At 33.4% G+C, this 24182-nt stretch carries 22 protein-coding genes and 1 tRNA gene; 14 read left to right on the top strand and 9 right to left on the bottom strand.

Annotation, left to right across the window (positions count from 1 at the left end; translation table 11 throughout):
• Positions 1 to 17 precede the first annotated feature (17 nt).
• From JS605_RS01250 to JS605_RS01195, 12 genes are all read left to right on the top strand, one after another.
• A complete protein-coding gene (locus JS605_RS01250) occupies positions 18 to 650 on the top strand; it encodes a cell division protein FtsQ/DivIB (protein WP_317194097.1) in 633 nt (210 codons plus the stop codon).
• Between the two features lie 3 nt (positions 651 to 653).
• Positions 654 to 1976: a cell division protein FtsA gene (gene ftsA / locus JS605_RS01245; RefSeq protein ID WP_203255887.1), complete on the top strand. Its 1323-nt coding sequence runs from the start codon at positions 654 to 656 to the stop codon at positions 1974 to 1976.
• Positions 1977 to 2063: 87 nt separating this feature from the next.
• On the top strand, positions 2064 to 4031 hold the full coding sequence (gene ftsZ / locus JS605_RS01240; RefSeq protein WP_203255886.1) for a cell division protein FtsZ: 1968 nt from the start codon (positions 2064 to 2066) through the stop codon (positions 4029 to 4031).
• Between the two features lie 117 nt (positions 4032 to 4148).
• A complete protein-coding gene (locus JS605_RS01235) occupies positions 4149 to 4598 on the top strand; it encodes a GatB/YqeY domain-containing protein (RefSeq protein WP_203255885.1) in 450 nt (149 codons plus the stop codon).
• A gap of 34 nt (positions 4599 to 4632) precedes the next feature.
• Positions 4633 to 4706, top strand: a tRNA-Arg gene (locus JS605_RS01230).
• A gap of 603 nt (positions 4707 to 5309) precedes the next feature.
• Entirely contained in the window at positions 5310 to 6428 is a 1119-nt protein-coding gene (locus JS605_RS01225; protein WP_203255884.1) for a glycoside hydrolase family 5 protein, read from the top strand.
• 43 nt (positions 6429 to 6471) lie between these two features.
• A complete protein-coding gene (locus JS605_RS01220) occupies positions 6472 to 8715 on the top strand; it encodes a glycoside hydrolase family 3 N-terminal domain-containing protein (protein ID WP_203255883.1) in 2244 nt (747 codons plus the stop codon).
• A gap of 9 nt (positions 8716 to 8724) precedes the next feature.
• On the top strand, positions 8725 to 9201 hold the full coding sequence (locus tag JS605_RS01215; RefSeq protein WP_239000224.1) for a gluconokinase: 477 nt from the start codon (positions 8725 to 8727) through the stop codon (positions 9199 to 9201).
• Position 9202: 1 nt separating this feature from the next.
• Positions 9203 to 10606, top strand: coding sequence for an NADP-dependent phosphogluconate dehydrogenase (gene gndA / locus JS605_RS01210; RefSeq protein ID WP_203255882.1), 1404 nt, complete (start codon positions 9203 to 9205; stop codon positions 10604 to 10606).
• The gene (locus tag JS605_RS01205; protein ID WP_203255881.1) at positions 10603 to 11949 is read left to right on the top strand and encodes a GntP family permease; all 1347 of its coding nucleotides are present in this window, start codon (positions 10603 to 10605) and stop codon (positions 11947 to 11949) included. The genes gndA and JS605_RS01205 overlap by 4 nt, the downstream gene beginning before the upstream one ends.
• Positions 11950 to 12249: 300 nt before the next feature.
• Positions 12250 to 13122, top strand: coding sequence for a zinc-dependent peptidase (locus tag JS605_RS01200; protein WP_203255880.1), 873 nt, complete (start codon positions 12250 to 12252; stop codon positions 13120 to 13122).
• Positions 13123 to 13202: 80 nt separating this feature from the next.
• Complete coding sequence (locus tag JS605_RS01195) at positions 13203 to 13622, top strand: CBS domain-containing protein (protein ID WP_203255879.1); 420 nt, start codon at positions 13203 to 13205, stop codon at positions 13620 to 13622.
• Here JS605_RS01195 and rpe read toward each other — a convergent pair.
• The 4 genes from rpe to JS605_RS01175 form a co-directional block, all read right to left on the bottom strand.
• Complete coding sequence (gene rpe / locus JS605_RS01190; protein WP_203255878.1) at positions 13619 to 14281, bottom strand: ribulose-phosphate 3-epimerase; 663 nt, start codon at positions 14279 to 14281, stop codon at positions 13619 to 13621. The genes JS605_RS01195 and rpe overlap by 4 nt on opposite strands.
• 41 nt (positions 14282 to 14322) lie before the next feature.
• Positions 14323 to 14733, bottom strand: a complete 411-nt coding sequence (locus JS605_RS01185) for a BLUF domain-containing protein (protein WP_203255877.1) — start codon at positions 14731 to 14733, stop codon at positions 14323 to 14325.
• A gap of 211 nt (positions 14734 to 14944) precedes the next feature.
• Complete coding sequence (locus tag JS605_RS01180) at positions 14945 to 15808, bottom strand: sigma-70 family RNA polymerase sigma factor (protein WP_027137161.1); 864 nt, start codon at positions 15806 to 15808, stop codon at positions 14945 to 14947.
• Between the two features lie 159 nt (positions 15809 to 15967).
• Positions 15968 to 16342, bottom strand: a complete 375-nt coding sequence (locus JS605_RS01175) for a hypothetical protein (protein ID WP_203255876.1) — start codon at positions 16340 to 16342, stop codon at positions 15968 to 15970.
• Between the two features lie 568 nt (positions 16343 to 16910).
• On the opposite strand from JS605_RS01175, the gene JS605_RS01170 reads away from it, so the two are divergent.
• Positions 16911 to 17834 (top strand): LysR family transcriptional regulator, encoded by a 924-nt coding sequence (locus JS605_RS01170; RefSeq protein WP_203255875.1) that lies wholly within the window; start codon positions 16911 to 16913, stop codon positions 17832 to 17834.
• A gap of 38 nt (positions 17835 to 17872) precedes the next feature.
• On the opposite strand, the gene JS605_RS01165 is transcribed toward JS605_RS01170, so the two are convergent.
• Together JS605_RS01165 and JS605_RS01160 are read right to left on the bottom strand one after the other, a co-directional pair.
• Positions 17873 to 18247 (bottom strand): hypothetical protein, encoded by a 375-nt coding sequence (locus JS605_RS01165; RefSeq protein WP_203255874.1) that lies wholly within the window; start codon positions 18245 to 18247, stop codon positions 17873 to 17875.
• Between the two features lie 108 nt (positions 18248 to 18355).
• On the bottom strand, positions 18356 to 19354 hold the full coding sequence (locus JS605_RS01160; protein WP_203255873.1) for a hypothetical protein: 999 nt from the start codon (positions 19352 to 19354) through the stop codon (positions 18356 to 18358).
• A gap of 178 nt (positions 19355 to 19532) precedes the next feature.
• Between JS605_RS01160 and JS605_RS01155 the strand changes: the two genes are divergently transcribed.
• A complete protein-coding gene (locus JS605_RS01155; protein ID WP_203255872.1) occupies positions 19533 to 20021 on the top strand; it encodes a hypothetical protein in 489 nt (162 codons plus the stop codon).
• Between the two features lie 93 nt (positions 20022 to 20114).
• On the opposite strand, the gene JS605_RS01150 is transcribed toward JS605_RS01155, so the two are convergent.
• From JS605_RS01150 to accD, 3 genes are all read right to left on the bottom strand, one after another.
• Positions 20115 to 22370 carry a polyribonucleotide nucleotidyltransferase gene (locus JS605_RS01150; protein WP_203255871.1) on the bottom strand — a complete coding sequence of 752 codons (2256 nt, stop codon included), beginning with the start codon at positions 22368 to 22370 and terminating at the stop codon, positions 20115 to 20117.
• A gap of 326 nt (positions 22371 to 22696) precedes the next feature.
• On the bottom strand, positions 22697 to 22966 hold the full coding sequence (gene rpsO, locus JS605_RS01145) for a 30S ribosomal protein S15 (protein WP_203255870.1): 270 nt from the start codon (positions 22964 to 22966) through the stop codon (positions 22697 to 22699).
• Positions 22967 to 23182: 216 nt separating this feature from the next.
• Positions 23183 to 24040 carry an acetyl-CoA carboxylase, carboxyltransferase subunit beta gene (accD, locus tag JS605_RS01140; protein ID WP_203255869.1) on the bottom strand — a complete coding sequence of 286 codons (858 nt, stop codon included), beginning with the start codon at positions 24038 to 24040 and terminating at the stop codon, positions 23183 to 23185.
• Positions 24041 to 24182 lie beyond the last annotated feature (142 nt).

The raw sequence follows: 24182 nt of genomic DNA, 5'->3' as shown, positions 1-24182 counted from the left end.
CTTCAGTAAAAAATGATGTGAGAGAAATATCTAAAACCAATATTTCTTTTTCAGGCGAAAATGCCCTCTTTGTAACACATGAAACTGTTAGTAAATTGTTAATACAAAATCAAGGGGGCGTTAAAAATGTGCCTAAAGAAACTTTAGATTTGAATACATTAGAACAGGCCCTGAATTCTAACCCCATGATAAAGTCAGCTGAGGTATATGTTGCTGTAAATGGAACACTTAATGCTGAAATTGAACAAAAGCGACCTGTTGCCAGAGTGAGTACAAATGCATCATACTATATTGATGATGAAGGTAAGTACATGCCTTTGTCATCTAACTATACAGCAAGAGTGCCTCTAGTTACGGGTTATGTAGAGAAAAACAATTTGAAAAATGTTTTTAAAATAGCTCAAAAAGTACAAACAGATGCCTTTTTAAAACGGCATGTAGTGGAGATTCATCAGAGTTTAAAGGGAGCAATTGTTCTAAAACTAAGACAATGTAGGTTTACGGTAAATCTTGGAAGTTTAGAGTTTTTAGATAAGAAGATAAATAACTTAAAAGCGTTTTATAAAAAGAGCTTAAAAGAAAAAACGCTTAACAAGTATAGTAAAGTGAATTTGCAATTTGATAGTCAAGTGGTGTGTACCAAAACGTAAGATATGGAACATAATTTATCAGTAGGTTTAGATATAGGAACCACAAAAATTGTGGCAATGATAGGTCGTAAAAACGAATACGGCAAACTTGAAATTTTAGGTATTGGTAAATCTAAAAGTTTGGGTGTACATCGAGGTGTGGTAAATAATATTACACAAACCATTCAGTCTATACAACAAGCGGTTCAAGAATCAGAAACCACAGCGGAGTTAAAGATTGAAGAAGTAACTGTAGGTATAGCAGGACAGCATATACGTAGTTTACAACACAGTGATTACATTACTAGACCAAATTCTGAGACAGTTATAGATGAGGAAGATATAGATAGATTAATCAATCAAGTGCATAAATTGGTAATGCTTCCAGGAGAAGAAATTATCCATGTGTTACCCCAAGAATATAAAGTAGATGGTCAAGCCGAAATAAAAGAACCTATTGGGATGTATGGCGGCAGATTAGAAGCCAATTTTCATGTAGTTGTTGGTCAGGTATCATCAATCAGAAATATCGGGAGGTGTGTGCAAAGTTCAGGGTTAAATCTTGAAGGTATTACTCTTGAGCCTTTAGCGTCTGCAAATGCGGTATTAAGCCAAGAAGAAAAAGAAGCAGGAGTTGCATTGATTGATATAGGTGGAGGTACTACAGATTTAGCCATTTTTAGGGACGGTATCATTCGTCATACAGCGGTGATACCTTTTGGAGGAAATGTGATTACGGAAGATATAAAAGAAGGGTGCTCTATTATTGAAAAACAAGCCGAATTATTAAAAATAAAGTTTGGCTCGGCGTGGCCGGGAGAAAATAAAGATAACGAAATTGTATCCATTCCTGGACTAAGAGGTAGAGAGCCCAAAGAAATAACCCTCAAAAACTTGTCGAGAATAATTCATGCACGTGTAGTGGAAATTATTGAGCAAGTATTTGCAGAAATTAAAAACTATGGACACGAAGAACAAAAAAAGAAACTAATTGCAGGAATTGTTTTAACAGGTGGTGGTAGCCAGTTAAAACATTTAAAACAGTTGGTAGAATACATTACAGGAATGGATACCAGAATTGGATATCCTAACGAGCATTTAGCAGGAGATAGCGATGCAGATGTTACAAGTCCCCTTTATGCTACTGCTGTTGGATTGGTGTTGGACGGATTAAAACGAAAAGAACGCAAAAAAGTTGAGCAGCAAGAGCAAGAGTATTATGAGGAGCAGATTAAGGATGCAAATGTAGAAGAAGAACAACATATTGACAAACCTGTAAAAGAGCGCAAGTCGTTTTTAGACAAATTAACCGAACGTGTTAAGGATTTTTTAGACAACGCAGAGTAGGAAAGAACGAAGTTTGCAGATAGAGCGAAAAGGAGACAATTAACCATTGATTAAAATAATATTTAGAACCCCAGAAAAAAAGAATTTATGAGCAGCAAAAACGAATTCGAAAGTATTGCATTTGATTTACCTAAAAATCAGTCCAATGTAATAAAGGTTATCGGCGTAGGAGGAGGTGGTAGCAATGCTATAAATCACATGTTCCTACAAGGTATAAAGGGAGTAGACTTTTATATCTGTAATACAGATGCACAAGCATTGCAAAATAGTGGTGTGCCTAATAAAATTCAATTAGGAGTTAACTTAACCGAAGGGTTAGGTGCAGGAGCTAATCCAGAAATAGGAGAGCAATCAGCTGTAGAGAGCTTTGATGATATTTCCCAAATGCTAGATTCTAATACCAAAATGGTATTTATTACTGCTGGGATGGGAGGTGGTACAGGTACTGGTGCTGCCCCAATAATAGCAAAAATGGCTAAGGATAAAGATATCCTTACTGTTGGGATTGTAACCATGCCTTTTCAGTTTGAAGGAAAGATGCGTTTGGAGCAATCGCAAAAAGGAATTGAAAGGTTAAGAGGTGTAGTAGATTCATTAATTGTAATAAACAACAACAAACTTCGTGAAGTTTATGGCAACCTAGGGTTTAAAGCTGGGTTTTCTAAGGCAGACGAAGTGCTATCCACAGCTGCTCGTGGAATAGCAGAAGTTATTACACATCACTACACTCAAAATATTGATTTACGAGATGCAAAAACCGTTTTAAGTAATAGTGGTACGGCTATTATGGGGTCGTCTATAGCTTCAGGACAAAACAGGGCTCAAGATGCAATCCGTAAAGCTTTAGATTCTCCTTTATTAAATGATAATAAAATCACTGGAGCTAAAAATGTATTGCTGCTTATCGTTTCAGGATCCCAAGAAATAACAATAGACGAGATAGGAGAAATTAACGATCATATCCAAAATGAAGCAGGACATGGCGCCAATATTATTATGGGTGTTGGAGAAGATGAGACCCTTGAGGAGTCAATTTCTGTTACTATTATTGCCACAGGGTTTAATATAGACCAACAGGATGAAATTTCTAACACAGAAACCAAGAAAGTAGTTCATGCATTAGAGGACGATTCAGAGAAAGACAAAGAGCCTGTAATTATAGCGCCAATCGTGGAGCTAGAAAAGAAAGAGCCCAATCCAGTTGTAAGACATACTTTAGATTTAGATGAAGTTGAGGATGAAATTATTTCAGCTGAAAGAGTGGTGGTTGAAAAACCTAAAGTTTCTGAAGAACCAAAGGATACGACTTTAATTCCAACATCAGAGTTAATCAGAAATATGGATGTGGTGTATGATGAAGTGAAGGCACCAGTGGAAGAAGATGATTTTATCATAAAACCAGTAACAACAATGGAAGCAAAGGAGCCTGAAGTTATTGAGCCAGAAGAAGAGCAACAAATTACATTAACATTCGATTTGCCTTTATCTACAGAAAAAGAAGAAGTTAAAACAGAGGTTGAGGAAAAAGTTATGTTTGCTTTAGATGAAGAAGAGGATGTTAAAGATATGCCTGTAAATGATTATGTTGAGCTTATTACTGTAAATGAAACCAATGAAAATGGCGAGGAAGTACGTTATGCACTTGATGATTATATTGAGGCAGAATCGTCAATGAATAGCGCACAGTCCGTTGCTGATAAAGTAAAGGAAGAAGTTCAAGAAGATATCGTTTTTGAAAGAAAAGTAATTGAGGAGGAAACTCAAGAAGAGGTAGTGCAAGATGAAGTTGAAGCTACAGAATTACCAATTTCAGAAATTTTGAAGCAACGTACAGCAGAACGTAGAAGAAAAATGAAAGACTTTAATTATAAGTTTAATAATGCCAAAATTGATGATATAGAAAAAGTACCAGCCTATAAAAGGCAAGGTGTTAATCTAGATGAAGCCAAACATTCTTCTGAAACCGATATTTCCAGAACTAGTGTTGGTTTAGATGATAACGATGATATACAAATAAGAACAAATAACTCTTTTTTACATGATAATGTAGATTAGAAAGCACTTCTGTGTTTAACCTCACTTTAGTTATGATCCCGAAAAGTTTCCCTCATACTTTTCGGGATTTTTTATATCCTTTTTTTATCTTCGCATCTCTTTCGATATACTTAAATTATGAGTTTACAAAATGATATCATGGCAGCTTTAAAAGATGCTATGAAAGCTAAAGACCAAACAGCATTAACCGCATTAAGGGCAGTAAAGTCTGCAATTCTTCTAGCCAAAACTGAAAGTGGCGCTGGGGAAGAGTTATCAGAAGAACAAGAATTAAAAATTCTTCAAAAACAAGTAAAACAGCGTAAGGACAGTGCAGCAGTTTATATAGAACAAGGTAGAGAGGATTTAGCTGCACCTGAACTAGCTGAAGCTGAAATAATAAGTCAGTTTTTGCCAGAAGCCTTAAGTGAAGAAGAAATAGAAAAAGTGGTTGTAGCTACCATCGATCAAGTAGGAGCAGAGGGTATGAAGGATATGGGAAAAGTTATGGGAATTGTTAGTAAACAATTAGCAGGACAAGCAGATGGGAAAACTATTTCTACTATTGTAAAAGCAAAACTATCTTAAAAGAGATAACATCCCTGTTTTAGCAGGAGTACATGGCTGCGTAGTTCAACTGGATAGAATATCAGATTTCGGCTCTGAGGGTTGGGGGTTCGAATCCCTTCGCGGTCACACAATCGGAGAATTTGTCTTCACAAACATGTTCTCCGTTTTTAAATTTTAGACAAACCCTTTGTCTGTGAAGAGTTTTAGAAGAATGTAGGAACCATTCTGTTGGTTTTACGTTACTTTCTCTATTTCTTTTTTCTTTAAGTGTTTTATAGCTCATTTTGGAATTTTACATACCGAGTCATAGGTTATAAAAGAACCATTCAACAATTAACTTCTATCATTTTAATATATTTTAAACAAATAGGTGTATACATTTCCAATGTAAGTAACCTTCTGGTTTATATGTTTTTCAAATCTTCATGCTATTAAAACTATTTTATAAGATAGTAGAAATGTTGTATTATATAATATAAATCTTACATATAGGCTTAATGAGGTGTTTGGACGCTATAATTGTTTTATATTCTGAATCGAAAGTGACAAGTACAACCTTAATGAAATGTTAGATTTGAATATTGTCAATACGTAATTATGAGTCAAAAAAAAGTTAAATACAAAACTATTACTCGAAATTTTATTAATTGGATTTCTATTGTTTTAGGTTTTGTGAATTTTTGATGCTTATTATTAATTAACCAAGAAACATAAAATAGAACAGAACAGATGCAAACAAAAGGTAAAATACAAATATTTATAGTAGTTCCTATAGCGCTATTATTTACAACATTAATAATGTCTATTTCATGTTTAGAAGATGTTGAAACAGATAATTTCAAAGTTTATAAGGGTACTAATGTAGCGCATTGGCTATCCCAAAGTGATAGAAGAGGCATTGAGAGAGTATCCTTTTTTACTGAAAAAGATGTAAAGCGAATTGCTAATATGGGATTTGATCATATTCGCTTACCTATTGATGAGGAGCAAATGTGGGATGAAAACGGAAATAGATATAATGAGGCATTTAGTTTAATGGAAAATTGCATTAAATGGTGTCAAAAAAATAACCTTAGAGTTATTGTAGATTTACACATCTTAAGATCGCATCATTTTAATGCTAAAGAGAAGCCTTTGTGGACAGATGTAACTGAGCAAAATAAGTTTTTTGATTTATGGAAAGATTTATCAAAGACTTTGAGTAAATTTCCAAATAGTTTAGTAGCATACGAACTTATGAACGAAGCTGTTGCAGATGACCATGAATCTTGGAATACTTTGCTTGCCAAAGCTGTCGCTGCCATTCGTGAATTAGAAAGTGAACGTACCATAGTAATAGGCTCTAATAGATGGCAGGCAGTAGAAACTTTTGATGCATTAAAAGTACCTGAAAATGATAAAAACATTCTATTAAGTTTTCATTTTTATGAACCTTTTTTGTTAAGTCATTATGGAGCCAAATGGTTGAGTTTGAGAAATTACAATGGACCTGTAAGCTATCCTGGAACAATTTTAACCAGGAGAGATTTTGAAGTACTTCCAGAAGAAATGAAAATAGAGGTTGAAAAATGGGTAGATATGAAATACGATAAAGACGTATTGCTTGAGATGATGCAAAAGCCTATGCTTAAGGCTAAAGCATTAGGCTTACCATTGTATTGCGGGGAATTTGGTATAATATCTCATGCACCTGAAAAAGAAAGTCTTATTTGGTATCAAGATATGATTCAGCTTTTTAAAGAAACTGGTATTGGATATGCAAATTGGAATTATAAAAGCGACAATTTTGGATTAATATCTTCTGATAGTAAAGAAAATAAAAATCTTATCAAGATAGTATCTAATTAATATGTTGAAGAGTTTCTTTTTTGATTTTTAAATATACATTTTAATGAAATATTATTTAATAATTATTACCCTAGCTTTAATGAGTTGTTCTCAAACTAAAGTTGCTAACTCAGATAATGATGCAGAGGAAAAGCGTATTGATAGTATATTGGCACAAATGTCAATAGATGCCAAAATAGGGCAAACTAATCTTAGAGGAACTTCTAGTGGAGCTACTACATTATCTGAAGCGTTAAAAGAAGATGTTAGGCAAGGAAAGGTAGGTGCATTACTCAATGTAATGAACGTTGAATTTGTTGACGAGCTACAACGCATTGCAGTAGAGGAGAGCCCAAATAAAATACCTTTAATTTTTGCTAGAGATGTTATTCATGGTTTTAAAACTATGTTTCCTATTCCTCTTGGTATGGCAGCTTCTTGGGATGTTGATGTAGCCAAAAATTCAGCTATGGTATCTGCTAAAGAGGCGAGTTCTGTTGGTATAAAATGGACTTTTGCTCCTATGTTGGATATTGCCCGCGATAGCCGCTGGGGAAGAATTGCAGAGTCTCCAGGGGAAGACCCTTATTTGGCCTCGGTTTTGGGTAAGGCTTATGTAGAGGGTTTTCAGGGAGAAGATTTAAGTAGTACTAATAGTATTGCGGCCTGTGCAAAGCATTACATAGGATATGGCGCAGCAATTGGTGGAAGAGATTATAATACCACTTATATACCAGAGCCTTTATTGCAAAATGTGTATTTGCCTCCCTTTGAATCGGCAATTAATGCAGATGTGGCAACCGTAATGACAGCCTTTAATGAGGTAAATGGTGTTCCTGCTTCTGGGCATAAGTACCTTTTAAGAGACGTGCTTAAAGACAAACTAAAATTTGATGGTTTTGTAGTAAGCGACTGGGAATCGGTTACAGAGATGATTCCGCATGGGTATGCCAAAGATGAAAAGCATGCTGCCCAATTATCTGCAAATGCTGGATTAGACATGGAAATGACCAGTAAAGCCTATGAGCATCACTTAAAAAACCTAATTGAAGAGGGTAAAGTCTCTGAAGCGCAACTAGACGCTTTCGTAAAAAATATACTGAGAATAAAACTACGCTTAGGGTTATTTGAAACCCCGTTTCGCGACAAAAACAACACCGCAAACTTTTATAATAAAGAAGATTTAGAACTGGCTAAAGACGCCGCTGTTAAAAGCACAGTGATGCTCAAGAATGCGAATGTACTTCCATTAAACAAGAACACAAAAATAGCACTTATTGGGCCATTAGCAGATGCGCCCTTAGACCAAATGGGTACTTGGACGTTTGATGGTGAAAAAGAACATACCATAACACCTTTAAGTTCTTTTAAAACAGCAAATATTAATTATAACTATGTTGCTGGTTTAACGCATAGTAGAGATTTAAAAAAGACGCAATTCAATAAAGTGTTGGCTGCAGCAAAACAATCAGATGTTGTGGTATTTGTAGCGGGCGAAGAAGCCATTCTTTCTGGTGAGGCACATAGTAGAGCTTCTATAGGTTTACCAGGTGCTCAAGAAGATTTAATTAAAGCCTTAGCAAAAACAGGCAAACCTATTGTTTTGTCCATTATGGCCGGTAGACCAATCAGTATTACCAATATATATAAGGATGTAGACGCGATACTGATGTGTTGGCATCCAGGTACAATGGGGGGACCTGCCCTAACTGATATTATTTTTGGAATAACAGAACCTCAAGGACGGTTGCCGGTATCGTGGCCAATAACTGCAGGACAATTACCATATTTTTATAATCATAAAAATACAGGAAGACCAGCTGTTAAAGAAGATTATGTAGCTATATATGATATTCCTGTTGGTGCATGGCAAAGTTCGTTAGGTAACGATTCGCATTACCTTGATATTGGTTATAAACCACATTTTCCATTTGGTTATGGTTTAGGATATACCAGTTTTGAATACGAAAATATAGCGGTTTCAAAAGACACTATACATTTTGATGAGACCATCAAAATAAAAGCCAGTATAACAAATTCGGGACAACGTGCAGGAAAAGAAGTAGTACAACTTTACATTCAAGATGTTACAGGGAGCATTACTAGGCCTATTAGAGAATTAAAGCGCTTTAAGCACATACAGCTAAAATCTGGGGAAACACAAGAAGTAACATTTACATTATCCTCTAAAGACCTAGAATTTACAAATAGCGAATTAATTCGAGCTGCAGAAGAAGGTGATTTTAATGTTTGGATTGGCCCAAATGCTGCTACTGGATTAAAAGATAAATTCTATTTAGCGCAATAAATAAAGATTATGGTTATTGTAGTAATGGGCGTTAGTGGCAGTGGTAAAACCACTATTAGTAAACAATTGGCTAAAGCACTTAAACTTCCGTATTATGATGCAGATGATTTTCATCCGCAAGCTAATATTGATAAAATGTCTAGCAACAAAGCCTTAAATGATACAGATAGAAAGCCATGGTTGTTAGACTTAGCTAAACATATTAAGTTATGGTCTTCAAATACAGGTGCTGTTTTAGCATGTTCTGCTTTAAAAGAAACATACAGAGCGTTACTCTCCTCTCACTATAAATCTATAGTTTGGGTATATTTATCAGGAACAAAGGATGTAATAAAAAAACGAATTAACCAAAGACAAGGGCACTTCATGAGTTCAAATTTGTTAAGCACACAGTTTGATACATTAGAAATTCCAGATTATGGAATTCATGTTGATATTATGGCGTCGCCAGAACAGATAGTAAAAACTATAATTTCTCAATTGTAATATGAAACAGGCAGAGATAGGAGTTATTGGACTGGGAGTAATGGGGAGTAGTTTAAGTCTAAATTTTGCAAGTAAAGGATTTAACGTATCTGTATATAATAGATTAATACCAGAAGAAAAGCATGTTTTAGATAACTTTTCAAACCGAATAGAAGAAGGGATGTCAGTCAATATCTTTACAGATTTAGAGGATTTTGTTGCTTCTTTAGAGCGTCCTAGAAAAATACTAATGATGATAAAAGCTGGTAGCGCTATAGATGCAGTTACAGAAGTATTATTACCATTTTTATCAGAAGGCGATGTGCTTATTGATGGTGGAAATTCACATTATTTAGACACAAATAGAAGGGTTGCCGTTTTAAAACAAAAAAATATACACTTTATGGGTTGTGGTATCTCAGGTGGTGAGAGTGGCGCTTTAAAAGGCCCTTCTATAATGCCAGGAGGTACTAAAGATAATTATAAACATCTAGCTCCTTTTTTAGAAGCAATTGCAGCAAAAGATAAACAAGGTTTAGCATGTTGTACGCATATAGGGCCTGAAGGTTCAGGACATTTTGTAAAAATGATTCATAATGGTATTGAATACGCCGAAATGCAACTTCTTGCAGAATTATATGGTTTACTCAGTACATCTAAAACAAATGAGGACATAGCTCAAATTTTTAAAACGTGGAATACAACTTATTTAAACAGTTATTTGCTTGAAATTACTATTGATATATTAGAAAAAAAGGAAAACGAAGTATATGTTTTAGATACTATTTTGGATAAAGCGGGTAATAAAGGTACAGGGTCTTGGTCTGCAAAAACGGCTTTTAATTTGGGTACGGTAAATACAATGATGTCTGCCGCAGTTTTTGCACGATATATATCGTCTTTCAAGTCACGAAGAGTAGCTATGTCTAAACGTATTTATAAAAATATAGAGAGTAATGAGAGTTTTGATATAGACATGCTTGAGCGTGCTTATAGATTTGCCAGAATCATTAACCAACATCAGGGTTTTGAGTTGATAAAGGAAGCCTCAAATACATATAATTGGGATTTAAATTTATCCGAAATTGCAAGGATTTGGACGAACGGTTGTATTATACGTTCAAAATTTATGGAGGATTCAATAACTGTTTTTAAAGTACATGATAACTATTTGGATAGTAAATCAATATTAGAGCAGTTAATCTCTGATGAACCAGCAATTAAACAAAGTATTATGCTTAGTATGCTAAACCGTGTAGCGTTTGATACGTTTTGGGCAGCATACAGCTATTGGGTAGCTATGTCTTCAAAAAAGCTTCCAGCAAATTTAATTCAGGCACAGCGAGATTATTTTGGAGCACATACGTATGAACGTGTGGATGCCCCAGAAGGACAATTTTTTCATACAAATTGGTATTCATCATGATAGATGTTTCTCTTTTAACGTCTGTATTAATAGGTGTTGCCTTATTGTTAGTTCTTATTTTACGATTTAAAATACAAGCATTTATTGCATTACTTATCGCGAGTATCATTGTTGGTGTATTAGCTGGAATGCCTCCCTTAACCATCGTTAAAACCATGCAGGAAGGTATGGGGAATACGTTAGGTTTTGTAGCAGTTGTTGTTGGTTTGGGAGCTATTTTTGGTGCTATTTTAGAACACTCTGGAGGCGCAGAGTCTTTGGCAACTTATTTATTAGAAAAGTTTGGTTCCAAACGATCATCTTGGGCGTTAATGTTAACAGGTTTTGTTGTAGCAATTCCGGTGTTTTTTGATGTGGCCTTTATTATTTTAGTGCCAATGCTATATGCGTTACAAAGAAAAACAGGTAAATCATTATTGCTTTACGGTATTCCTTTATTGGCAGGTTTGGCAATTACACATGCATTTATACCACCAACACCCGGTCCAGTAGCAGTTGCAGATATTTTGAAAGCAGATTTAGGGTGGGTAATTCTTTTTGGATGTATTGCAGGGATTCCAACTGCTGTAGTATGTGGCCCTATTTTTGGAAAGTATGTAGCAAAGAAAATACAGATAGAAGCGCCCCCATTGAATGAAGCTGCCGAAATAGAAAAACACAAACCACCTGTTGGTATCATAATTAGTATCATAGTAGTTCCAATTTTTTTAATTGTTTTAAATACAGTAATTAGAAGTCCATTATTTAAAAGCTATAACCTTTCAGAAAGCTTGCTACAATGGGTAGGTATGATAGGACATCCATTTTCGGCTTTAATAATAGCAAACCTTATAGCATGGTATACATTGGGCATACGAAGAGGATTTACAAAACAACAGCTTTTAGATATTAGTACACAATCTATGGGACCTGCTGGTATTATTATTTTATTAACCGGAGCAGGTGGTGTTTTTAAACAAATGTTGGTTAATACAGGAACAGGAGAGATGTTGGCTAATTATTTTGCAGATAAAGGTGTGAGTATTTTATTATTTGCGTTTTTGGCAGCAGCTTTAGTTCGTGTCTTACAAGGTTCTTCCACCGTTGCTATGATTACAGCTGCTGGACTTACAGCACCGCTTTTAACAGCTGCATCTATTTCAGAGCCTCAAAAAGCCTTAATGGTTGTTGCTATAGCATCAGGCGCAAGTATCCTTTCACATGTTAATGATAGTGGATTTTGGTTGGTTGGTAAATATCTTGGATTATCAGAACAGCAGACTTTTAAAAGTTGGACGGTTATGACAACCTTGTTGGCTTTAATTGGTTTTACGAGTGTTCTTGCCTTATCAATACTATTTTAATGATCGATTTTTCTAATTCTTACAATTCTAATAGTATCAAGTTCGATATTTTTATGTGAACTCTAGATGTTATTGTATTAATAGGCCTTTAAAATTATTCTAAATATCCTTACAAAAGTTTGAACTATTACCTCTTAGGATCACAAATAAAAAACTTCATGTTAAATTAACTATGCTTGAATTTATAAGTGTGCTTGTTCTTTTTGAAGCTGAACTTTAAGTATATAATTATCTATTGATAAATAACATTTAAAAACCCAAAATTTACTTTGCATATTTGTATTATTTAGAATTCCTACTATGTTATTAATACTCGAATTTGATGACTATTCTTTTATTGGTAATATAATTCTAGGTATACTTTTATGCGGTGTATTATTTCTGGTGTTTTTATTTATTAGAAAAATTATAACTACTGTTTTAGATGGAATAGAGATGTTGTATGCCTCATTTACGAAGCGTCCTATTTTCATCCATTTTTATCTATTTAAAAGAAAGTTAACGCCAGGTCAGCGTTTTATATTAGAAAGCGAATTTAGTTTTTATAATAAATTAGATGATAGAAATAAGCGTTTTTTCCAACATCGTGTTGCAACGTTTTTAAAGAAGAAGATTTTTGAAGGAAAAAAAGGGTTAGTAATTACCGAAGAAGTTAAAGTGTTAGTCTCGGCAACTGCTATAATGTTAACTTTTGGTTTTAGAAATTATTTAATTCAGTTTGTAAAACGCATTGTAATCTATCCAACAGAATATTATTCAAGATTTAGCAAGACACTAAATAAAGGAGAGTTTAACCCTCGCCTTAAAACACTTGTGCTGTCATGGGATAACTTTTTAGAAGGCTATAGGATTGATAATGATAAGCTTAATTTGGGAATTCATGAATTTGCTCATGCTATTCATTTTAATAGCATAAAAGCCGAGGATATCAACTCTATTATTTTTGTAGATACGTTTAATGCACTAAGAACAAAGTTAAATGAGGATGTAAAACTCAAGCAAGCTTTGGAACATTCAGAGTTACTGAGAGATTACGCTTTTACTAATGATTCTGAGCTACTGGCAGTATTGATAGAAACTTTTATTGAATCTTCGGTTGAATTTAAACAACAATTTCCAAGTATTTATGCTCTGGTAAAACAAATGTTGAACTTTAAATTTTCTGGTTATTAGTGCTTAAATGACTTTTGTCATGCTTTTTTCGTCTTTCTGTTTTTAATTTTAGGCATAGCTAAACTAAAGATATGGATGTTATGATACGAAAAGCACCAGTTTCAATGATAATGACAGAGCATGTTATTACATTAAAAAGCAAGGATAATCTAGAAAAAGCTGAAAAGCTATTTAAACAACATCATATAAGGCACTTACCTGTAGTACAGGATAATGTTATTATTGGTATGCTAAGTTATTCCGATTTATTAAGGTTGAGTTTTGCTGATGTAACTGATGATAATGATAGTGCTGCAGATGTAATGGTTTATAATATGTTTACCATAGGTCAAGTAATGAAGAAAAAAATAGTTTGTGTCTCTCCATCAAATACAATAAAAGAGGTAGCCGAAATATTTGCGCAAAAAGAGTTTCATGCGCTTCCAGTAGTAACTAATAATAAGTTAGTAGGCATAATAACTACTACGGATTTAATAAATTATTTGCTAGAACAGTTTTAAGAATTAGCGATGTGTTTTAAGTTTTTTATAGTTTCAGTTTGATTACTACTTTTAAATACATGGCTTCCGGCCACAAAAACATCTGCCCCGGCATCAACCAATTGTCTTATATTTTTGTCGGTTACACCACCATCAATTTCAATGCGGGTCTCTAAACCTTGTTCGTCAATCATTTTTCTGAGCTTTTTAACACGATTGTAAGTCATGTTCTCAAATTTTTGACCTCCAAACCCCGGGTTTATAGACATTAATAATACCATGTAACATTCTGGCAAAATATCTTCTAAAACAGATACTGGTGTTGTTAAGTTTAGAACTACACCTGCTTTACATCCAGCTGATTTTATTTGCGTAAGTGTTCTGTGAAGATGCACAGTAGATTCATAATGTACCGTAATAATATCTGCACCTACTTTAGCAAACTCCTCAATGTAGCGCTCTGGCTTTTCAATCATTAAATGAACATCTAAAGGTTTGGTAGCATGCTTTTTTATAGCTTGAATTACAGGCATCCCGTAAGAAATATTAGGGACAAAGTGCCCATCCATTACATCTATGTGAAACCAATCTGCTTCGCTGTTATTAACCATTTCAGTGTCTCTCTGTAGATTGCCAAAATCGGCAGCCAACATAGATGGGGCTATTAACTTAGACTTCATAAATAACGATTTTGTGCAAAAGTAAGTTTTTAATACTAGTGTTATCCAACTGTTTTAATAAAGTTTTCCACCATGGTTATTAATTTATTTGCTAATTGGTGATCTGCATTTTTTAACCAGTTTAAGTATTCGTTCAGTTCTTTAAATTCAGTACTGGTTTTTACCACGGTAAAGCCAAAATTGTAGTCTTCGAAAATACGTTCTTCAATATTTGTATTAATGACTTTTATGATATTGCTATGTCTAGTATCATTTTTAATTTTATTGAAAGTTGTATCTACCTGTTCTGCTCTGCCCTCAAGAATTTGTAAAAAATTACCTTTATGAAATATTAAAATACCACTGATATGGTGTTTAAGATTATTAGCTTTTGCTTTATTGTAAATACTTTTGATACTATCAATGGACTCAGTAATGGAGCAACTGCTTACATAGCATATGGTTTTTAACATCAAATTAGTTCTTTCTTAGTTTGTCGTTGGTATGGAAAAACAGAAAAAATCTGTTAAGTAAATATAAAACTCTTTTTGATTTTTTTATATTCTAAAACTAATAGAAAAAATAAACCCGCGGTAATCAGCCGCGGGTTCTTTCATCAATCAAAAAACGAACAGTTATGTGTAACTGTTGTTACCGTAATTTAGTCGTAATTGTTTGTAATTACTATCCTAAATAAGTTTTTAATATTTTACTTCTAGACGTATGTTTTAATCTACGAATAGCTTTTTCTTTAATTTGCCTTACACGCTCACGCGTTAAATCGAAAGTCTCACCTATTTCTTCTAGAGTCATGGGGTGTTGGTTTCCTAAACCAAAATATAAACGAATCACATCTGCTTCACGAGGTGTTAATGTTTCCAATGCACGCTCAATTTCAGTGCGTAGAGATTCGTGTAATAGCTCCTTGTCAGGATTTGGCGATTCTCCAGAGTTTAATACATCATATAGGTTAGAATCTTCTCCTTCAACTAACGGTGCATCCATGCTTACATGACGGCCTGAGTTTTTCATGGACTCTTTAACATCGTTAATGGTCATATCCAACTCTTTAGCAATCTCTTCAGCAGAAGGTGGGCGTTCATGGCTTTGCTCTAAAAATGCAAATGTTTTATTAATTTTATTAATAGAACCAATTTTATTTAGAGGTAAACGTACAATACGCGATTGTTCAGCTAATGCTTGAAGAATGGATTGACGTATCCACCATACCGCATATGATATAAATTTAAAACCACGGGTTTCATCAAAACGTTGTGCTGCTTTAATTAAACCTAAATTACCTTCATTAATTAAATCAGGTAAAGTCAATCCTTGGTTTTGATATTGTTTTGCTACAGATACAACGAAACGTAAATTAGCCTTAGTTAATTTTTCTAAAGCTACTTGATCACCAGCTTTTATACGTTGTGCCAATTCAACTTCTTCATCGGCAGTAATCAAGTCTACCTTACCAATTTCCTGTAGATATTTATCTAACGAAGCAGTTTCTCTATTAGTAACCTGCTTCGTAATTTTAAGTTGTCTCATCTAAAATTCTCCTGTAATTTAAATTGTGAAATATACCACTCAATAGTTATACGTATAAACATCACATTTTGTTACAAAATAGCTAAATTATTTTTAACTCTTTGTTATTTGGACACAAAAGTTATTGAAAAGTCACTTCCATAACTCAATAGTTTTGCATTATATTTTTAATAGGGTTTTGTTGTTCAGGTTAAGGTCTTGTAGCATGTTTTTGGAATATTGTATGTGCCCTCGTGTTGTAATGAGCTTAAAACGTGCAGATTTTAATGTGCTTAGAGTATTTAAAAATAGCCATTTAGATTTTAAAAGCTTAGGTTTTTCTGATTTTAAGCTAATGTCAAAAAAGTATTTTCTACCTTCTTTACTAGCAACTATATCTGGTGTTATTGAGATGTTACTTCCTTTTTTCGTGTAAGATTTCGGGCTTTCATAGCCATCTATATCTGCTTTTAAATTTTCAAAACCACGGTTTTCAAGATAGTTAATGGATTCTTCTAAGATGTCTGAGTATTTTTCTTTATCAGCGTAAATCATTTGTCTTGGTATTTACTTTTAGATTAAGCTATTAATATACAGGTAAAAACGAAAAAGTCAAGTTTTTAACAAGTTTTAACTAAATCCAGATAGTAAAGCACTTTTAAAAAAATAACAATAGGCTAAGGAATCTTACCTTGTAACCCGCTGTCAAACTAGACCAAATTTAACTTGAGTTTCATTAAATAATATTCTGTCTTTTTCTAATGTATAGTCATTAGTACTGGGTTTAATACAAGTATTTATAGAATAACAAATAGTGCAATTCTTATGACAGTATATTTATTTGCTTGAGTTTTGAATCTTAACATTTAAGAGTAAGAGATAAATAATAAAACCACATGCTAGAATCTCCTTGAAAAAAAGCAGGTCGCTTTTTAATGATAGCATAATACAAAACAAATAAAGGGTTGAAAATACAAGCATTCTAATTGAGATTCCTTTTTGTTTTACTCTTTTAATACTGTGTAAAATTTTTTCTTTCATCTTTTTTAATTTTTTACAAATTTCTTATAAATATTTCATATAATTTTATTTATATTTATTATGAAATATATAAACGATTATTATGAATTATACTTTACATCAATTGGAAGTTTTTTTAAAAATAGCCGAATTGCAAAGTGTTACCAAGGCTTCTGAAGCTTTGTATCTTACTCAACCTGCAGTTTCTATACAGCTAAAAAAGTTTCAAGAACAATTTAAAATTCCATTATTTGAAGTTGTGGGGAGGCGTATTTATATTACAGAATTTGGTCAGGAAGTTGCTGATGCTGCTTCAAAAATTATGGAAGAAGTAAAGGCGATAGATTACAAGGCACTTTCTTATCAAGGCGAATTGGCAGGTAAATTAAAGATAGCCATAGTGTCGACGGCAAAATATGTAATGCCTTATTTTCTTTCAGATTTTATTAATGAAAATAGAGGTATAGATTTGGTTATGAATGTTACAAATAAAGCATCAGTTATTAAAGCTTTAGAGAATAATGAAGTGGATTTTGCCATGGTTTCAACCATTCCCAAAAAGCTAAAGATAAATAGAATAGAGCTTATGCCAAATCAATTATACATGGTAGGTGGAAAAGATTACCAATTAAAAGGGGAATACTTATCTAAGGCTGAGTTTCAAAAACTGCCGTTAATTTTCAGGGAACAAGGCTCTGCTACACGTTTGGCAATGGAAAAATTTATAGAATCTAAGAAAATTCCAACATATAAAAAAATGGAATTAATGTCTAATGAAGCTCTTAAACAAGCTGTAATTTCAGGTTTGGGTTTTTCAATTATGCCTTTAATTGGGATTAAAAATGCGATTACCTACGGCGATTTACAAATTATACCAGTAAAAGGATTACCTATTGTAACCAATTGGAATTTAATTTGGTTGAGTTCTAAAAATATGTCTACCATAGCAAAGAGTCTAATCAAGCATATTAACGAAAATAAAAATTCACTTATCGAGAAACATTTTAACTGGTTAGATAAGTATTAGGTTTAGGCCATATTAACATAATAATGCTACCAGTAAGATTAAATTTTTATTAAGTTTTTGTTTGTTAAATTCAAATCTTCTATCATATGCTTAGAGAATTGTATATGACCTCTAGTAGTAATTAATTTAAATCTAGCTGATTTTAAATTGAACAAAGTATTTAAAAGTAGCCATTTAGATTTTAGTAATCTGGGTTTTTCGGATTTTGAACTTATATAAAAAAAATACTTTTTGCCTTCTTTTACAGCAACAATATCTGGTGTTATAGTTATATCGCTTCCTTTTTTAGTGTAAGATTTAGGGCTTTCGTAAGCATCAATATTAGCTTTTAAATTTTCAAAGCCACGGTTTTCTAAATAATTAATAGATTCCTCTATAACGTCAGAGTATTTTTCCTTGTAGGCGTAAATCATTTGTTTTTCTTTGTTTAAATATCAAGCAAGTAATATCAAGCTTGATTTGAAAAAGTCAAGTTTTTAAGAGGGTTAACTAAATTTTAAAGAAAATTATGAATCCAAAGCCTAAAGAAAAGTCATAGCATCTTCTCTTATTATTCTTTGTCTTACAATATCAATTTTTGAATGTATCCTATTGAAGAAGAGCGTACGGTCTTTTTCTCCAGCATTGGCTAACAATTTAGAATTTGACATTTGTTTTTTTAGAAAATCAAACATTAAATCACAAGTTTCTTTGTGCTCTATTTTAAAATAAGTAAGTACAGTAAAAGGAACAAAAAACACTTTTTGAAAAGATGTGACTACCATCAAGCAATTTGTAAGCATATGTAAATCACATTTGTATAGCCTAAAGAAGTTTTTGTTTTTACTACCAGAAATACTTTGATTAATAGTTTGTTTTTCTGTATGTTTAATAACTTCATCAACATCATCACAAATATTAAGTGCTATTTCCTTTGAAACCAAACCAGCTTCAAAGTAATACAATAATTGTTGCAGTGTCCCTGTAATTGTGTTATCGTTCCATAATTCTGTGATGTTTATGTTTTTATACACATTACCTAAAGCAAAAGCGCTATCTAAAAGTGATTTAGGAATGGTTTCTATCCAATCATCAAAAGTAATTTTACTATGAGCCATCTCCTCATTTAAATCTTTAAGCCATACATACATTTTATAACGTGTTAAATAGCTGTCTGTAAGTGTGTGAAATAACGAAATGTCTTTACCTGACCAGATAAATTCTGCTGATTTTACTTTTGTTAACAGCTGTAGATTTTGGAGAGAAACTTTAAACCACATTTCAAGTGACTCTTCATTTTTTGGTTCTGGAGGCAATTCTGTTAGAATGGTATTTGTATTACCAACTTCAAATAACTTATTAAGTGAAATTTTATAGTGTTTAGCCAAAATTACACTTTCTTTTAATGATAGGCTAGTTTTTAGATTAATACGTCTATATGCAGCATCATAACCTATATCTAAAATAGAGGCTATTTCTTCTACAAATGAGGTGTTGCTTAGTGACTTCGCTTTTATAGACTTGAAAAAATCTTTTTGCATTTTTTGAAAAAAATAAAGTAGGAAGAATATTGGTTTTGTGAAAATTAATAAAATTAAAATGAAATAACCATATTGTGGTCTAGAATTAAGTGATTAGTGTTAATTAAGTTTGAGTATATATAACTCTATGTGTATCAGTTTATAATTAAATCTGTATACAATTATAAAACAAAATATTATGAAAACTTTTAAAAACATCTTCATGTTACTAATTTTATGTTTACTCTTTTTTGACTGCAAGAGTAACAATCAATTATTCAATAATCAAATAAGAAATTTTTTTGATGATTTGAACTATTCTGATGTTACAATTTTAAAGCGAGATTTATCAAATCTAAAAACGTTAAAAGGAAAGAGACACGTGAAAGATAAAACAGGAATGTCAATTGAACTAAAATGGTTTGTAATATATAATGACAAAAAGGAAATAGTTAGGTTTGTTCTTGGGGCTCAAAATTTTGAATCCATACATGAGGTTAAGGTTACAGAAGAAGAGCATTGGGAAGGTATTATTGATTGTATAGGAGAACTAAATGGAGAAGATGGGGATTCCGTATCACGTTTTGATTCATGTATTTCAAATTTAATGTTTGACCTTTGGTTAGATTGTGCTTTTGCAATTAATGAAGACGATAGAGAGAAAAACTGTTGGTATAGAAAAGATTAATTTTTTCAATATTAGCGTTCGACTATAAATTAAAAAGCCTCTCAAAATACTGAGAGGCTTTTTAATGTAGTTATTTATATAACTTAAAAAGAATTAGTCTTCGCTGTTATCCTCTCTAGGTTTTCTATCGTCTCTACGGTTATCACGATTGCGATTATTATCACGATTCCCTCTATTTCTGTTATCGCGACCACCTCTGTTATTATCCCTTGGAGGTCTAGGTTGCCAACCTTCTGGTTTAGGTAAGATGGCCTTACGTGACACTTTTTCTTTTCGTGTCTTCGGATCAAAACCAAAATACTTCACATCAAAAACATCTCCCATGTTAACTACATCGCTAACATTTTCAGTGCGTTCCCAAGCTAATTCGCTCACATGCAGTAATACTTCGTTTCCAGGGGCTTCAGTATACTCTACTACAGCACCAAAATCAAGCATTTTTATAACTTTAACTTCGTAAACGCTACCCACTTCAGGCTTAAACATTAAGGCATCAATTTTTGCTAACACTGCATCAATACCTTCTTGTCCAACCCCAAGAATTTCAACGATACCCTCTTCAGTAACAGGATCTTCATTAATAACTATAGTTGTATTGGTTTCTTTTTGTAATTCTTGAATCACTTTACCTCCGGAGCCAATAACAGCACCAATATACTCACCTGGGATGACACGAGTTACCATTTTAGGAGCATGAGACTTAACATCTGCATTAGGTGCAGCTATTGTGTCAGTTAATTTACTTAAAATATGCAAACGGCCATCTCGTGCTTGCATTAAAGCTTTTACTAAAATTTCGTATGAAAGCCCTTTAATTTTAATGTCCATTTGGGTAGCGGTAATACCATCGGCAGTACCTGTTACTTTAAAGTCCATGTCACCTAAATGATCTTCATCTCCAAGAATATCAGATAATACAGCATACTTGTCTCCGTCTGAAATTAACCCCATGGCAATACCAGAAACGGGCTTTTTAAGCTGCACACCAGCATCCATCAACGCCATTGTACCAGAACATACTGTTGCCATAGACGACGATCCGTTAGATTCCAACACCTCAGAAACAACTCTTACTGTATATGGGCAATCTTCTGGTACCATACCTTTTAATGCACGTTGTGCTAGGTTACCATGACCAACTTCCCTACGAGACGTTCCTCTAATAGGTCTTGCCTCACCTGTTGAAAATGGAGGGAAATTGTAGTGTAAATAGAAACGTTCTTCTCCTTCAAAAGAAGGCATGTCAATTTGGTTTGCTTCACGTGAAGTTCCTAGTGTTACAGTAGCTAAAGCTTGAGTTTCACCACGTGTAAAAATAGCAGATCCATGAGTAGACGGTAAGTAATCTACCTCACACCATATAGGTCTTATATCTGTAGTTTGACGCCCATCTAAACGTAAGCCTTCATCAAGCGTTAAATTTCTAATCGCTTCCTTTTGAGCTTTCGCTACATATTTATGAATCAGTTTTCCTAACTCGTCCTGTTCTTCTTCAGAAAAAGATTCAAAAACTTCTTCTTTTATGTTACTAAACGCTTCTCCTCTCTCGTGTTTGGCAGATCCTGCTTTGGCAATGGTATAGGTTTTATCATAAACCATGTCGTGAATTTTCTTTGCCAAATCTTCGTCTTCAACCTCAGGATCATATTCGCGAGTTTCTTTTTTACCAAAAGCTTCAGCCAATTTTAACTGTGCATCACATTGTGCCTTAATCGCTTCATGTGCAGCTTTAATCGCTTCAACCATTTCTTCTTCAGAAATCTCGTCCATTTCACCTTCAACCATCATTACTGAATCTGCCGAAGCACCAATCATCATATCAATGTCTGATTCTGCTAATTGTTCAAATGAAGGATTAATGATAAACTCCCCGTTAATACGGCCAACTCTTACTTCAGAGATAGCAGTTTCAAAAGGAATATCAGATAATTGGATAGCTGCTGATGCCGCTAAACCAGCCATAGCATCAGGCATAACCTCAGGGTCATGCGACATTAACTGAATCATCACTTGCGTTTCAGCATGGTAATCTTTTGGGAAAAGCGGACGTAAAACACGGTCTACTAAACGCATCGTTAAAACTTCCCCATCACTAGGTCTCGCTTCTCTTTTAAAGAAACCGCCTGGGTATCTTCCTGCTGCAGCAAACTTCTCACGATAATCTACTGTTAAAGGTAAAAAGTCTACATCGGCTTGATGATAGTTGGAAACCACTGTACACAAAAGCATACATTTTCCAGATTGTACGACAACAGAACCGTGTGCCTGTTTTGCTAATTTTCCGGTTTCAATAGAAATTTCTCTACCGTCCCCAAGGTCTATAACCTCTTTAAAAGTTTGTGGAATCATAAATTTTTTCTTGTAATTCAAACAGTATTATGCTCGAATAAAGTTAAACAATGGTCGTTGTGTTGTGTGTAGTTGTTGTGTGAGCGACCATAAAAGGTCTCGACCAATGAAAAACTATAATTAGCTTCTTGTAAATAATGCGAAGTTTAAACTCTTTCGCTAGAGTTATATGTTTTGGGCGTTACCCTCAAGGGTCGGGCCTGCCTGTCGGCAGACAGACTTTCACTACTCGTTCCCTCCTTTGGTCGGGGAACTTAAACATGCCGTTCAATCCCTAACGCAAAACGAAAAAAGAGGTTTACTAATGCAAACCTCTTTTAACCTGTTTATTTTCTTAATCCTAATTCTTTTACTATCGCACGATATCTTAAGATATCTTTCTTAGTTAAGTAATCTAGTAAAGCACGACGCTTTCCTACTAATTTTACTAACGAACGCTCTGTGTTATAATCTTTACGATTTTTCTTTAAGTGCTCTGTTAAGTGATTAATTCTGTGCGTAAACAACGCAATTTGAGCTTCTGCAGTACCAGTATCATTTTTTCCTTTACCGTGTTTTGCAAAAATCTCCTCTTTCTTTTCTTTAGTTAAATACATGCTAATATTATTGTAAATGATTGTTATGTACTATGAAAGTCTTTCTTTCAAGCGGCAAATATACATCTTTTTTGTATTTAATAGTTTTTTTATGAAGTTTTTAAAGATAGTGTTTACAGATATGGCGTATTTAGTATTATTTAAAATATAAAAAAAGACCCAGTAACTTTAAAAGTTCTGAGTCTGGATAGATTTTTTTGAATGGATTATTTTGAATTATACTCTTAAAGGCTCATTCAAAATTAAGTCGATATATTGGTTTACCTTGTCTTTTAAATCTTTTCTAAGTGTTATAAAATCTAAAAATCCATGCTCCAATAAAAACTCAGAGGTTTGGAAACCTTCAGGTAATTCTTTTCCAGTAGTATCTCTCACAATTCTTGGTCCTGCAAAACCAATTAATGCTCCAGGTTCACTAATATTAATGTCGCCTAACATGGCAAATGAAGCCGTTGTACCTCCTGTTGTAGGGTCTGTACACAATGATATATATGGTATTTTAGCTTCTGCTAATTGCGCTAATTTGGCTGAGGTTTTTGCTAATTGCATAAGTGATAATGCAGCTTCCATCATACGTGCACCACCAGATTTAGAAATTACCATTAGTGGAATGTTGTGTTTTAAGGAATAATCTGCTGCACGTGCAATTTTTTCTCCAACAACACTTCCCATAGAGCCACCAATAAAAGCAAAATCCATACAAGCAACTACTAAATCTTTACCCTTAGATTTTCCAACCGCAGCCCTAACTGCATCTTTAAGTTTGGTTTTTTCTTGGGCAGCTTTTAAGCGCTCGGGGTATTTTTTAGTGTCAACAAATTTTAAAGGGTCTTTGGATTCTAATTTAGCATCAAGCTCATTAAATTTATTGTCATCAAAGAGAATTTCAAAATATTCTTTACTGCCAATTCTAACATGGTACCCGTCTTCTGGACTTACATAAAAGTTTTGTTCTAACTCTTTTGTGTCTACAATTTTTCCTGTTGGAGATTTATACCACAAGCCTTTTGGCGTGTCTTTTTTCTCTTCAGTTTTTGTTTGTATTCCTTTATTTGTTCTCTTAAACCAAGACATATAGATTTCAGATTTTAAATAAACGGTTTTAGATTAATAGAATCTGCTAATAACCGTTATTAAATTTAAAGTTTGTAGCCTTAAAAAATAAACTAGTTTACAAAATTAACCCTTTTTTTACTTTTGGAGTAATGCCCTATTG

Source organism: Hyunsoonleella ulvae (assembly GCF_016827605.1).
In the GTDB taxonomy this organism is placed as follows: Bacteria; Bacteroidota; Bacteroidia; order Flavobacteriales; family Flavobacteriaceae; genus Jejuia; species Jejuia ulvae.
The sequence above is the reverse complement of the archived record's forward strand: the minus strand, read 5'-3'. Positions and strand labels throughout refer to the sequence as shown.